Annotated in this window: 14 protein-coding genes; 7 read left to right on the top strand and 7 right to left on the bottom strand. The window is 31.6% G+C overall.

Annotated elements, in window-relative coordinates; all coding sequences use genetic code 11:
• Window positions 1-99: 99 nt before the first annotated feature.
• Window positions 100-1575: a carboxypeptidase-like regulatory domain-containing protein gene (locus tag Q4Q39_RS14545; protein WP_303283277.1), complete on the top strand. Its 1476-nt coding sequence runs from the start codon at window positions 100-102 to the stop codon at window positions 1573-1575.
• A 237-nt stretch (window positions 1576-1812) separates the two neighbouring features.
• Here the strand turns inward: Q4Q39_RS14545 and Q4Q39_RS14540 are convergent, their stop codons facing one another.
• The 7 genes from Q4Q39_RS14540 to Q4Q39_RS14510 all read right to left on the bottom strand — a co-directional run bounded on the left by Q4Q39_RS14540 (window position 1813) and on the right by Q4Q39_RS14510 (window position 7896).
• Window positions 1813-2907 (bottom strand): alpha/beta hydrolase family protein, encoded by a 1095-nt coding sequence (locus Q4Q39_RS14540; RefSeq protein WP_303283276.1) that lies wholly within the window; start codon window positions 2905-2907, stop codon window positions 1813-1815.
• A gap of 88 nt (window positions 2908-2995) precedes the next feature.
• Window positions 2996-3448 (bottom strand): hypothetical protein, encoded by a 453-nt coding sequence (locus tag Q4Q39_RS14535; RefSeq protein WP_303283275.1) that lies wholly within the window; start codon window positions 3446-3448, stop codon window positions 2996-2998.
• Between the two features lie 122 nt (window positions 3449-3570).
• A complete protein-coding gene (locus tag Q4Q39_RS14530; protein ID WP_303283274.1) occupies window positions 3571-4569 on the bottom strand; it encodes a hypothetical protein in 999 nt (332 codons plus the stop codon).
• Window positions 4570-4816: 247 nt separating this feature from the next.
• A complete protein-coding gene (locus tag Q4Q39_RS14525) occupies window positions 4817-5740 on the bottom strand; it encodes a M43 family zinc metalloprotease (RefSeq protein WP_303283273.1) in 924 nt (307 codons plus the stop codon).
• 199 nt (window positions 5741-5939) lie between these two features.
• Window positions 5940-6572 carry an NAD(P)-dependent oxidoreductase gene (locus Q4Q39_RS14520; protein ID WP_303283272.1) on the bottom strand — a complete coding sequence of 211 codons (633 nt, stop codon included), beginning with the start codon at window positions 6570-6572 and terminating at the stop codon, window positions 5940-5942.
• Window positions 6573-6645: 73 nt separating this feature from the next.
• Window positions 6646-7434, bottom strand: coding sequence for a helix-turn-helix domain-containing protein (locus tag Q4Q39_RS14515; RefSeq protein ID WP_303283271.1), 789 nt, complete (start codon window positions 7432-7434; stop codon window positions 6646-6648).
• A 108-nt stretch (window positions 7435-7542) separates the two neighbouring features.
• A complete protein-coding gene (locus Q4Q39_RS14510) occupies window positions 7543-7896 on the bottom strand; it encodes a 4Fe-4S dicluster domain-containing protein (protein WP_169676376.1) in 354 nt (117 codons plus the stop codon).
• A 76-nt stretch (window positions 7897-7972) separates the two neighbouring features.
• Here Q4Q39_RS14510 and Q4Q39_RS14505 point away from each other — a divergent pair, with 76 nt between their 5' ends.
• From Q4Q39_RS14505 to Q4Q39_RS14480, 6 genes are all read left to right on the top strand, one after another.
• Window positions 7973-9034 carry an acyl-CoA reductase gene (locus Q4Q39_RS14505; protein WP_303283270.1) on the top strand — a complete coding sequence of 354 codons (1062 nt, stop codon included), beginning with the start codon at window positions 7973-7975 and terminating at the stop codon, window positions 9032-9034.
• 176 nt (window positions 9035-9210) lie between these two features.
• On the top strand, window positions 9211-10275 hold the full coding sequence (serC, locus tag Q4Q39_RS14500) for a 3-phosphoserine/phosphohydroxythreonine transaminase (protein ID WP_303283269.1): 1065 nt from the start codon (window positions 9211-9213) through the stop codon (window positions 10273-10275).
• A 98-nt stretch (window positions 10276-10373) separates the two neighbouring features.
• Window positions 10374-11324, top strand: coding sequence for a D-2-hydroxyacid dehydrogenase (locus Q4Q39_RS14495; RefSeq protein ID WP_303283268.1), 951 nt, complete (start codon window positions 10374-10376; stop codon window positions 11322-11324).
• 122 nt (window positions 11325-11446) lie between these two features.
• A complete protein-coding gene (locus Q4Q39_RS14490) occupies window positions 11447-12085 on the top strand; it encodes a DUF937 domain-containing protein (RefSeq protein ID WP_303283267.1) in 639 nt (212 codons plus the stop codon).
• Window positions 12086-12316: 231 nt separating this feature from the next.
• Window positions 12317-12766, top strand: coding sequence for a DUF6146 family protein (locus tag Q4Q39_RS14485; protein WP_303283266.1), 450 nt, complete (start codon window positions 12317-12319; stop codon window positions 12764-12766).
• Between the two features lie 36 nt (window positions 12767-12802).
• Window positions 12803-13105: a DUF6787 family protein gene (locus tag Q4Q39_RS14480; protein ID WP_303283265.1), complete on the top strand. Its 303-nt coding sequence runs from the start codon at window positions 12803-12805 to the stop codon at window positions 13103-13105.
• Window positions 13106-13401 lie beyond the last annotated feature (296 nt).

Here is a 13401-nt window from a genome sequence, read left to right as displayed (position 1 = left end):
TTTTTTATACTTATTTTTATAAACGATTTATGAATAATAATACAACTCAAAATGTAACATTACCCTAATATATTCGTTGATTTTATGAAACCATTGCTTATGAAAAAATTAGTCTTACTTATTGTTTTTTTATCTGTTGGCTTTTGTATGAATTCTCAAAACATCACAGCCAAACTAATAGACAAAAAAAATAACATTCCTATACCTTATGCTAACATTAGAACAAGTGAATTTAGTGGGGTTATCTCTAACGAAGAAGGTTATTTTAGTTTGAGTCCTGAAGATGTTAAAAATAAGACTGTTACCATTTCTTGTTTAGGATATGAAAATAAAGTACTTAGTATTGCAGCCATGGAAGCTCTTAACTTTATTATTCCTTTAGAACCTGCTATTAATCAACTCAATGAGGTTTATATTAGCAACAAACGCCCTAATGTAGATTCTATCATCGCTAAAGTTAATGCAAAACTAAATGAGAATTATGACATTAACCTGAAAACATACAACGTATTTTATAGAACAACAGATTATGCAAAATTTAAAAGTTTAGACTTTGATATTGAAAAAGCATCTCATGTAAAATCTAAAAATATAAAAAAGGCGAATAAGAGTTTGGACTCGCTCTCCAGGCATATCAGATCGAGTAACATCATTCATTTTTCAGATTTTAAAGGTGAATTATCAAGTTTAGATCAAGATAGCTGCAAACTAGTTGTTAATAAAGCCACTAAGCTTTTTGATCATAAGAATGATTTTGCCATTGAATCCGTGCAAGAAAAAGCACAAACCATGGCTTTAAAATATATAGACACCATGAAAACCTATAAGGTTAAATCGGGGTTATTTAAAGTAGATGATTCATTATCATTAAGAAATAAAGACTTTAAAGAGAAGATGAAAAATGAATACAATGTGTACGATCTTAAAAGTAAGACGGGCTATTTATTGCACAATGCCATGTTTACTAATAGCTCATTTTTAAAAGGTGTTATAAACCCTAAATTGTATGACCATACATTCGAAGATGTGGGCTACAACAATGGAGATCTTACTTATATTATTAGCTACAAACCACGAAAAGGAAAAGCAAAATTTACAGGAAAACTATTTATTTCGGGAGAAAGTTATGCGGTTACCAAAGTAGATTATAAATATTATGGCTCTCGTCATGGTAGAAAAGTAAACTTAAAACTCGTTCTAGGCGTCAAGTTTATAGAAAATGTGAGTGAAGGTACTTATATCTATGAGAAGAACAGCGAAAACAAATATCAGCCCAAGTATATTAAAAGAATAAAAGGGGCCTATTTTTATGTGAGCCGAGGCTTAAAACTAATTGAAAATAGCCGAACTAAAAATAAAGTGGGGCTTGAATTTAATATTGAAGGTAATAACCGTAATAAAGAGGAATTACTTTTCACCGATACTAGAAACATTACTGTAGATGGCTTTGCTTCAATAAAACAAGAAAAAGTGGTGCCATATACCCTGCTTAAAGCGTTTAATACTACGACTTGGAAAAATGAACAAACCTTAGAGCCTTTGCAAGAAATGAAACGGTTTGGAAGTGGGGAATGATTTGGTTACGCTTATAGGGTTTGCATAAGAAAAGTGTGGGATTAGGAAATCAGGGATTTTCGAATCATGCACTTAGCTTATACTTATTTATAGTTTTGTTTCTTATCAAATTAAAAGTAATAAATAAGTTTAAGCGGACATAATAAAGGAACAAGAACCTTTGAATTAAGTAACAAAACCCGCATTTTTTTATGCAGTGTTGCCTAACGTAACTTTTAAGAATTTAAAATAAATTAACTATAGTTTAAGTCCTTTAATCCAACTATTAATTATTGATAGTAGGACAGGGGATAAGGTTTGTTCAATTTCCGCATATTCATTTGGTGATCCTGTTGTACATTCTTGAAATAAGTGATTCAAATTTGGTAATTCTTGAATTGTAAAGTTAATATTAGACCCTTCTCTTAAAGCCTTTTCAGCTGTATCCAAATTTCGTGTAGATGGAACCTGTAAATCTTTACTTCCATTTAAAACTAAAACAGGACAAGTAACTTGTTTTAAAGTTTCATATGGATCATGTTTAAGCATATACCTCATCCAGGGACTAACAGATTGATTCGTTAAAATCCTAATGAATTTTTGTTTATCCATTCCATTTGGTATTTCTAATGTAGTGTCTGAATTTAATAATTTTTTTATTTTATTTTTTAATTGAGCTAAAGGCTCTAGTTCATTATTATAGTTAATAATTAAATCGAGAATTTCGGCACGACTATTTAAAGATTTCACAATATCTTCTTCAGTAAATTTATTAGCTCTAGACATGAGTTCATGTTGTAATAAAGAGATTTCTTTTGCAGGTAATACTGGACCAGCCAACAATATGATAAATTTAATTTCTTTATTAGAAGCAGCCATTGGAGCAATTAAACCTCCTTCACTATGTCCAATTAAACCTATTTCATTTATATCATTTCTTGTCTTTAAATAGCTTATGGCGCTTTCAACATCTGTTTTAAAATCAAAAGAAGTAGCTGTTTTAAAATTCCCTTCTGATTCCCCAGTTCCACGTTCATCAAATCTTAAGACAGCAATTCCATTTCGAGTAAGATAATCTGATAATACAAGAAAAGGCTTATGTCCAAATAATTCAGCATCTCTTTCGTCAGGACCACTACCTGAAATCAAAATAACGGTAGGAAAATTATTGTTTTCATTTGAGTTAGGTATTGTTAAGGTTCCTGATAAAGATATATTTGCTTCAAAATTTTTGAAAGTTATTTCTTCAGAAAGATATGGATAAGGTTTCTTGGGTAATTGAGGTCTTTTTTCTTGTCCGAATATAATAGACGTTATAAATAAAGGAACTATTAAAATATATTTTATTATCATAATATTTTTAAGTGATTGCATTATGTTTGGCAACGACTTGATATGAAATCGTTTCAATGTTTTATATCTAATGATAAGCGAAAATATATTATTTCAATTCAAAAAAACCTTTTAAGTAGAACCTATATACATATCCCCATGGAATGATTAATAAATTTAAAACAATGCCAGCTATACAAACCCATAAAAACGCTTCCAGATCATCGTTCAATAATTCATTCTTTTTGGCTGGTAGATAGGTTCCAATAATCCAAGTGGTTTTGTATAATAATTGGAGTAATAATATCGGGATTAATTTTAGAGGAAACCTGACTCCTAATATGTTTAGTAAAGAGAAGGCTGCCCAAAAGCTTATAGCAACTCCTGTTAGCGTGTCCATTTGTTCTTTAGGGAAAAGAATTGCAGACCAATTATCAAATGCCAAACCGATCACATTTAAAAGAAACAACACTCGCATGAGGTGTAATCGCCATTTAGGAGGTCTTGTAATAGTAGTCGATGTATTGGCTTGCTTTTGGGAAATGCTTTGTTTTAAATCCATGATTTATACCTCGGTTAATAAATAGATACTGCTATTTATTAATTAAGACGCATTTTCTTAGCAAACAGTTGCCTAAGTATTTAACTTTAAAATATAAAGAATACCTGTAATGACTTCAATTTCTATTCATCAAAGTACTCAATGTCACGAACCCAAACACGGTACTTTTCTCTATTTAAATAATCTGTTAATTTGGTCCAATTATTTTTTTCGTCTAATGTATAACTAGATTCATTACTTTTTAGTAGTGAACCATTACTACCAAAACGGTTAATAAAAGTAATATCTTGGTTTTCGTTGTATTTAAAATCAGTTCGCTCTATAGCGACATCATCAGCATTATATTTCAAAACTTCCGATTTTTTTCCTTGACTATTGTAGACAAATGTATTTTTTTTCGCAAATTTATTATTATTACGAACTCCATAATAGCTTTTAACTTCTATTAATTTATGTGCATCATCATATGCATAGAATGTCTTGAATTCTAGTTCATTTTTAGAATTATATCTTAATTGTTGAACTTTATCATTATTCTTGTCGAATTTATATACTGCCTTAGTCTTCAACTTACCAGAATTGTAGTGCTGCTCTCCTACTCTATTCCCATTAGCATCATACAGATATAACTCATAACTCCTTTTTCTGTTTTTTGAATCAAAATTTGTCTTCTTTACTCTATTACCATGAGTATCGTATTCATATACTATTTTAGAGTCAAGCTTCTCATTTTCGTAATTTTTCTCTTCGATAAGATTATTACTTTTATCGTATAGATATTTTTCCGTTTCAATATCATTATCCTCAGGACTATATTGACGCTTTTCAATTAAATTATTATGGTCATCGTATGCATATTTTATAGTATAATCTATGCTGCCATCCGCATTATATGAAGATTCATCTATTTTAAACCCTTTTATATTAAATGTTATTATTTCTTTTTCATACAGCTCCTCTTTACCTTCTTCAATATCATACATGTTGGTTTTAATTGATTTCACATGACCATTCAGATTTAAAAAATCTTTGTGGTTTGGATTAGTGATTTTTATAGGATCAGAAGGAAGATTATGGTTAATGTATAAAAACATTAATAAAATTGGAGCTATTATTTTCATTTTTAGTCTAAAGGTTAATATTTTATTGTACAACGATTTGGATAAGAATCTATTTCAATGATTCTAATTCGCCTACTAGCGAAATTAAAAATTTATTATGCACAAATCAAAATTTAGCTAATGGTTTTTAAAAAGTGTTCGTTTTGAATTCTCGAAAAGTATATTCATATACCTGGAAAGCATTTTAAAAACCCATGAGTTTATACGCCCACGAATACTATTATTTTTAAACGCTTTACTCATATATTTAAGGCTTAAGTGCATGACTAGACAATAAAGCTTTTCGTCCCTTGTGATGCTCTAAAACATAATGCATTCGGGCAATCTGATCGTTGGTAAACATATTCATAGTCTCATCATGAGACCAAGTCATATAATTGTTAATCATGGCAGGGACTCCTTCACACCCAATAAAAGCAGTATTATAAACCGGTTTGTCTACAGCCGGGGTATCATCGCAATAGTCGTTATTCTCACAATCCCCAACGCCCCATGTATGCAATACACCTAAATAATGCCCCATTTCATGAGTCAAGGTTCTACCAAATCGCGCATAACATGAGCTCTCCGATTCCCCAAAATGCAACCAATTAACTAAGATCCCTTCTGCATCTTCAGGTTCTGGCAATGAAAAAAGCTCTGTTCCTGGTAAATCTGTTTCTGGCCCTGTGGCAAAACCCAATGCGAGACATTCTGTAGATTCTGGTAAGGGTGTTGTCCAAATGTTAATATAATCTTTAGGGTTCCAATAAGCATATTGTGCATAGTGATTTGGATTATACCCCAAAATAGGCACGCTTACTTTTGTTGTATCTATCCTGTTTATACCATCAAAAGGTTTTCCGTCGGGATCTCGTTTTGCTAAAACAAACTCTATCTTAGAATCCCCTCCATCAGGATGATCATTATAGCCCCTAGTGCCTTCTTTTCTACGAAAATCCTCATTTAGTATTTCAATTTGTCTTTTAATACGTTCTGTAGAAAGATTTGTGTTTTCCCCAACAGGTTCTCCTTTATTTATAACATGAACGACCACTGGAAGGTAAAATATGTCATCTACAGGAACAATGGAAACTCTATTATCATCGCTTGAGCATGAGGACACCAACAGCCCTAATGAAATCATAACAACAAATTTTTGAAAAACGATCTTCTTTATGTTTTTTTTCATCTATATTTTTTTATGTGATACATAGTTTCTATTATTTTTGTTTAGTAACATCTCTAAACAAGAATATATTTATTTCCATAAACTATACATACTAAATATATAGATGCCATTTTTAATCAATAGTTGCGTTAATATGCCATATTTAAAAAAAATCCTAAGTAAAAAACTTAGGATTTTTTTGCTATACACTATTTTATTGTTAGTAAGATACCCCTGGTGTTTTATGCAAATAACGAGGGTCTCCTATTTGCTTTAAAACAAAATCAGCAACATCTGCTCTGGAAATTTTAAGCTTTAATGATTTTGCTTTAGCCCCAAAACCATGTCGGTAAAGTTCTGTTTTTTCGCCATCAATAAAAGCACCAGGCCTTACAATAGTCCAATCTAAATCACTATCCTTTACATAACGTTCCTGTAATTCGTGATCTAAAAAAATCTGCTTTAAATACCATCCAAACATAATATACTTCCAAAAGAAATTGAGGTTCTCGTTACTTTCATAAGTCCCTAACGTACTTTGGCAGATTAATCGATTCACACCATGATTCTCCATAGCCGCAATTATATTTTTTGTGCCTTGAGATCTCACAATACTTTTCCTGCTTTTCCCTGAACCAAGTGCTATTATAACAGCATCTTGATTTTTTACTGCCGAAGCTACATCATCCATATTGAACACATCCCCTTCCTTTATTTTTAAATTTGGATTTGAGAATATGTTTAGCTTTTCTGCATGTCTACAAAAAGCCAATACCTGATGTCCTTTTTCTAAAGATTGCTCAATAAGGTGTTTACCTATAGTTCCTGTAGAACCAAATATTACTACTTTCATAATGTTTTTATTTAATATTACGAAGCAAAATTATTTGATAGAGACGTCGAAAAATTGAATAAAACCGACAAAATCACCTATTAGATAAATGATTAAGGTAATACGATGGTGTTTGCCCAGTGTAGCTCTTAAAGGTTCTTATAAAATGTGACTGATCGGAAAAACCACTATCATAACCAACATCCAGCAAAGAATTATAAGTGGATTGTGTTAATTTATTTATGGAGCTTTGAAACTGAATTATTTTAGAAAACTGTTTAGGTGTTAAGCCTATATAGGCTAAAAAATTACGTTCGAATGTGCGTTCGGTCATGTAAATTTTATCTAATAGTTCTTTTATTTTTATCTGACCGCTATTATTAATAATTATAGAAATAGCTTTTTCAATGGTATCGTTTTCTGAAACTTTATGAGTTCTAATCAACTCGCGCATTAAATTTGAAATAATCTTCACTTGCTCATCCAGACTATTCGTTTGCATCAATAATTGCCTATATTTTTCAACATCTATATAATCTATTTGTAACAAATCGTAACAATCATCATTCAAAACCTTAGGATCTATATCTAATAAATATTTGGAAGCAAAAGGATACAACTGAATAATCACAAATTTATAAGGTCCTTTTATGTCCAAAGAAACTGGTTCCAGCGTTTGACCAAAAAGGAAGAGTTCTGATAATTTTTTATTTTTTGGAAGCAGAAAGAAGCCATTTTCTGTTTGCTGAAACATAATTCCTGGATAACCATCAGCATACAAGGGAATATTGGTATGTCCATTGACATCAAAATTTTCATCTGTATAAATACAATTCACAAAAGGAGCTAAATCATGATCAACAATAAACGCTGCTTCTTTCAAGGTAATCCTTATTTTATTTTAAAGTTAAAAATAATCCTTTATATAATCTCAACAAAAAAATCCCAAGCTTCAGCTCAGGATTTATTTTATAATTTAAAATAGATTATATTATCCTTCCGGGTGCATAAAGCGTTGTTTAGCTAACAACTCCTCTTCTGTTTCTACTACATCTTCATCAGGCACACAACAGTCTACAGGACAAACCGCAGCACATTGGGGTTCATCATGAAATCCTTTACATTCTGTACATTTATCTGGAACGATGTAATAAATCTCATCACTTACTGGTTCTTGAGCCTCGTCAGCATCTACTTCATTTCCATTAGTTAATACAACAGTACCTTCTAAACTGGTACCATCTTTATAACGCCAATCATCAGCGCCTTCATATATTGCTGTATTTGGGCACTCAGGTTCGCAAGCACCACAATTTATACATTCATCTGTTATTATAATAGCCATAGCATTTTTTCTCTTGAGTTTGCTTAAATTTGCAGTTGCAAAAATAACGCCAAAACCATTCATAACCAAATACAGAATGAATTTACAACAAAGAATTAACGCTTTTGTAAAATTAGGAGATTTTTTAAGTCAATTTTCTAATGAAGTGATTCTAAAAAAGGATAATGTTGAACACAACGATTTATTCTTTGATGGTTTTAAGCATCAATTAAAATTAGCCGAAGAAAACAATGGTTGGTTTACTCAAGAAAACATTTGTTTTTCAATTGAAGGTTGGACAGAGTCTTTAACCACAGACAATCTAAACAAATGGTTAGAATCGTATCAGATTAGCAATACCAATGCTAAACAAGTCGCCATTATTATGGCTGGTAATATACCATTGGTTGGCTTTCATGATTTTTTATCGGTGCTAATTTCCGGACATCATGTTTTAGTAAAACAATCATCAAACGATAAACATTTATTACCCTATTTAGCAAAGTATTTAGAATTTGTTGAGCCTGGATTTAAAGGAACTATAACGTTTACCGAGGATAAAATAGAAGGCTTTGATGCCGTAATAGCAACAGGAAGCAACAACACAGCACGTTATTTTGAGTATTATTTTAAAGGCAAGCCATCCATTATAAGAAACAACCGAAATTCGGTAGCTGTTCTAAACGGAAAAGAATCTAAAGAAGAACTGGAAGCACTCTCTGAAGACATTTTTAGATATTATGGTTTAGGTTGTAGGAATGTATCTAAGCTATTTGTTCCAAAAAATTACAATTTTGATGCCTTTTTCGAAGCTATGTACCATTGGCATCCTATTATTAATAAAGCAAAATATGCTAATAATTATGATTATAATAAAGCAGTATATTTAATGAGCGAATTTGATATGTTAGAAAATGGTTTTTTAATGATAAAAGAAGACAAAAGTTATGCATCTCCAATCGCTACCGTTTTTTATGAATATTATGATTCAACTAAACAATTAAAAGAAAAATTAGATATAGAAACACAGCAAATTCAATGCATTGTCTCTAATGGATTTACAGAAAACGAAATCTCTTTTGGAGCCACTCAAAAACCTCAACTTTGGGATTATGCGGATAGTGTTGATTCTATTGAATTTTTATTAGCAATTCGATAAAAAAATTATTGAATTTTTAACGGGAAATACCCAATTAATTAGCAACTTTGCATCTTAAATTTCATTCCATCCTCAATCCTTCCCAAAGGGAAGGAAGGTTGGAGTTAAAAATAAATATTAACTAAAAATTCGCCCATAAAATTCCCTTTCCTTTGGAAAGGGTTAGGGATAGGAAAATGAAAAAACATAACTTTAGTGCAGGCCCATGTATTTTACCTCAAGAAGTATTACTCAAAGCTTCAGAGGCAGTCGTTGATTTAGATAACAGCGGTTTATCTTTAATTGAAATCTCACACAGAAGTAAGGCTTTTGTAGATATTATGGAAAAAGCCAGAGCACTAGCTTTGGAATTACTTGGGTTAGAAGGCAAAGGTTACAAAGCATTGTTTTTACAAGGTGGTGCCAGCACGCAATTTTTAATGGTTGCTTTAAATCTTTTAGAAAAAAGAGCTGGATATTTAAACTCTGGTACTTGGTCAGATAAAGCCCTTAAAGAAGCAAAAATTTATGATGATATATACGAAGTAGGATCTTCAAAAGATGCTAACTATAACTACATTCCTAAAGGTTACGAAATCCCTACAGATTACGATTATTTTCATTGTACATCAAACAATACTATTTTCGGAACTCAAATGAAAACATTTCCAAAATGTGATATTCCTTTAGTTTGCGATATGAGTAGTGATATTTTTTCTCGCTCATTAGATTTTTCTCAGTTTGATTTAATCTATGCAGGTGCACAGAAAAATATGGGACCAGCAGGAACAACTCTTGTCGTTATTAAAGAAGATATCCTTGGAAAAGTATCTCGAAAAATTCCATCAATGATGGATTATAAAACCCATATAAGTAAAGGTAGTATGTTTAATACACCTCCTGTATTTGCAGTATATACTTCTATGTTAACTTTGGAGTGGTTAAAAAACCTTGGAGGTATTTCAGCCATTGAAAAAGAAAACGAAAAGAAAGCACGATTAATGTATTCTGAAATTGATTTAAATCCATTATTTAAAGGATTTGCAGCTAAAGAAGATCGTTCTGATATGAATGCTACGTTTACTTTAGAAAACGAAAACTTAAAAGAAACTTTTGAGACCATGCTCAAAGACGCTGGAATTAATGGTTTAAATGGCCATAGAAGTGTTGGTGGTTATAGAGCTTCTATGTACAATGCCTTACCTTTGGATAGCGTAAAAGCATTGGTTGAAGTTATGAGTGAACTAGAAAGTAAAGCTTAAAAATAGTTTGTCATTCCCACGAAGGTGGGAATCTTATAAATTGAAACTTAATTATTAAAAGATTTCCGTTTTCACGGAAATGAAAAAAGTTATATTAAATGAAAGTATTAGCAAACGACGGTATTTCTCAAAGCGGAATTGATGCATTGGAAAAAGGTGGTTTTGAAGTCATCACGACAACCGTAGCACAAGAACAATTAATTAATTATATTAACGAAAAAGACATCACTGTTTTATTAGTGCGTAGTGCAACTACTGTACGTAAAGACTTAATTGATGCCTGTCCAAACTTAAAAGTTATTGGTCGTGGTGGTGTTGGTATGGATAATATTGATGTGGAATATGCCAGAGAACAAGGTCGTAGTGTTATTAATACGCCTGCCGCATCTTCTCATTCGGTTGCAGAATTAGTATTTGGTCACTTGTTTGGACTGGCTCGTTTTTTACATAATTCAAATAGAGACATGCCTTTAGAAGGTGATTCTAACTTTAAAGGTCTAAAGAAAGCTTATGCAAAAGGAACTGAGTTAAAAGGAAAAACTTTAGGTGTTTTAGGATTTGGACGTATTGGTCAAGCGACAGCAAAGGTTGCTATTGGAGCTGGTATGAAAGTTATTGCTTTCGACCCTTTTATGGACGAAGCTAATTTAGAGTTAGACTTTTTTGATGGTCAAAAACTAAATTTCAACATTAAAACTATTTCTAAAGAAGACGTTTTAAAGCAAGCAGATTTCTTAACATTACACGTTCCGGCACAAGACGATTACGTTATTGGCAAACCCGAATTAGAAATCATGAAAGATGGCGCTATTCTGGTTAACGCAGCCCGTGGTGGTGTGGTTGATGAAGTGGCCCTAGTTGAAGCTATTACTAGCGGAAAAATTGCAAGAGCTGCTTTAGATGTTTTTGAAAAAGAACCAAAACCAGAAATGCAATTACTAATGAATCCTGCTTTATCGTTAACACCGCATACCGGTGCTGCAACAAACGAAGCACAAGATAGAATTGGTACAGAATTAGCAGAACAAATTATCGGTATATTAAAATAATTTAGTAACATTTTGTGACCTAAACAATATAATTGAGTCCTAACATATAGTTAGGACTTTTTTTGTACATTGAACAATCAATTAGACTAACTAATCTTAATTAAATAAATACAATAAACATTATGGCAGGAATTTTAGACTTATTAAACAGTGACCTTGGAAAAACAATTATTAGTGGTGTGGCTGGTCAAACTGGACAAGACGAAAGCAAAACAGGAAGTGTCTTAACGATGGCTTTACCTGTTTTAATGCAGGCAATGAAACGTAATTCTGCTACACCTCAAGGAGCTGAAGGCCTGCTTAGTGCACTTAATAATAAACACGATGGAAGTATTTTAGATAACCTAGGCGGCTTATTTGGAGGTGGCGTAGATTCTAATGTATTAGATGATGGCGGGAAAATACTAGGTCACGTATTAGGAGGCAAACAACAAAATGTTGAAAATGCTCTAAGTCAGAAATCAGGTATGGATGCCGGATCTGTAGCGCAAATATTAAAAGTAGCTGCACCAATATTAATGGGCGTTTTAGGGAAACAAAGTAGACAACAAAACGTAAGCAACTCCAGTGGTATTGAAAGCCTATTAGGAGGATTACTTGGCGGTAATTCTCAAAAACAAGAACAAAGTTTCTTAGAATCTATACTTGATGCCGATGGCGATGGAAGTGTTATAGATGATGTGGCAGGTATGGTATTAGGTGGAGACAAAAAGAAAAGTGGTCTTGGTGGCTTACTAGGAGGGCTTTTTGGAGGGAAATAAATAACAAAGTCATAATAAAACACAAAACGCTAAATATTACAGTTTGGCGTTTTTTTTGTTAAAACAACTCAAAAACAACCGTTTAAAGCATGTTTTTTTGTAGATTTAGTTGAGAAAAAGCATTTAAAAAGAACTAGTTCCTCAATGAGACTATCAGTTTACTCATTCTGGTTTTTGTAGCATAAAAATATATAGCACTTTTGACTAATAAATAGAAATCCATTGAAAGCTATGAAAAAAGTTATTTACATATTAGTATTATTAGTATCTGTATTTGTTTTTAACTGTAATACAGTAAAACCAATAGCATCTGAAAAAAACAAATCCGAAAAAGAACTTGCTGAGGCTGTTAGTGATACTGTAACCATTGCTAACGACGAATTAGAATACGAAATCATCATAATAGAACCTGGTTTTAATACTTGGTTACTAACAACAGCTAGACCTGAAGGTTTTTATTCGCAACAGTATCTTCAAAACAGAAATTTTATTTATGTCACAGAATGGAATCAAAGAGTATTACAACCACAGCGCTTTGATCCCAATCTATATGAACTACAGATCGATTATCAATCTGGTATAGATTATGGATATGAAGTTAATTATAAGCTCTATAACTACTTTATTTATTTTCAGTTAACATATAACCAACGATTAGCTGGATTTGTTCCTAGAATTTAAAGTCTTTTTATTTACTTTTGCACTTAAATTCTAGCTGTGAAAAAATTAAAAGAACGTTGGGGCATTGAACATAATTGGCAAATCATCATTATTTTGGTTGTATTTGCGGTTACTGGATCTACAGCTTCCTATATAGGCAAGCCTATTTTAAGCTTCTTAAACATTACAACTGAAGTATTTGGAAGTTTTGGATATTGGACCATCCGAATTCTTTTATTATTCATCATGTACCAATTTATGTTGGTATTCTTTGGATGGCTTTTTGGACAATACAAGTTTTTTTGGAACTTCGAAAAGAAAATGCTTCGTAGAATAGGTTTAAAACGTTTTTTAGATTAGTGTATCAAATAAAACAACATACGGTATTTAAAATAATAACCTTTCTGTTGGTTGTTACCCTTCTAGTGCCTACTGTTGTTAAATTTGCGCATGTTTTCTCCCACCATGAACATGAAGTTTGTTTAGGGGAAGCAAAGACACACTTACACGAAATAGATTTAGATTGTGAGTTTTATAAATTTAAACTAAGTAACCAATATTTACATTTATTTGAATATGATGATATTATAAATATTTCATCTTATTTTAAAATTCCAATATTAATATACAAATTTCTTAATAATCATCGGCAATTA

Origin of the sequence: Flavivirga amylovorans (assembly GCF_030540875.1) — a bacterium.
GTDB lineage: Bacteria > Bacteroidota > Bacteroidia > Flavobacteriales > Flavobacteriaceae > Flavivirga > Flavivirga amylovorans.
Note: the sequence above shows the minus strand (reverse complement) of the source record. Positions and strands in the feature narration are given on the sequence as shown.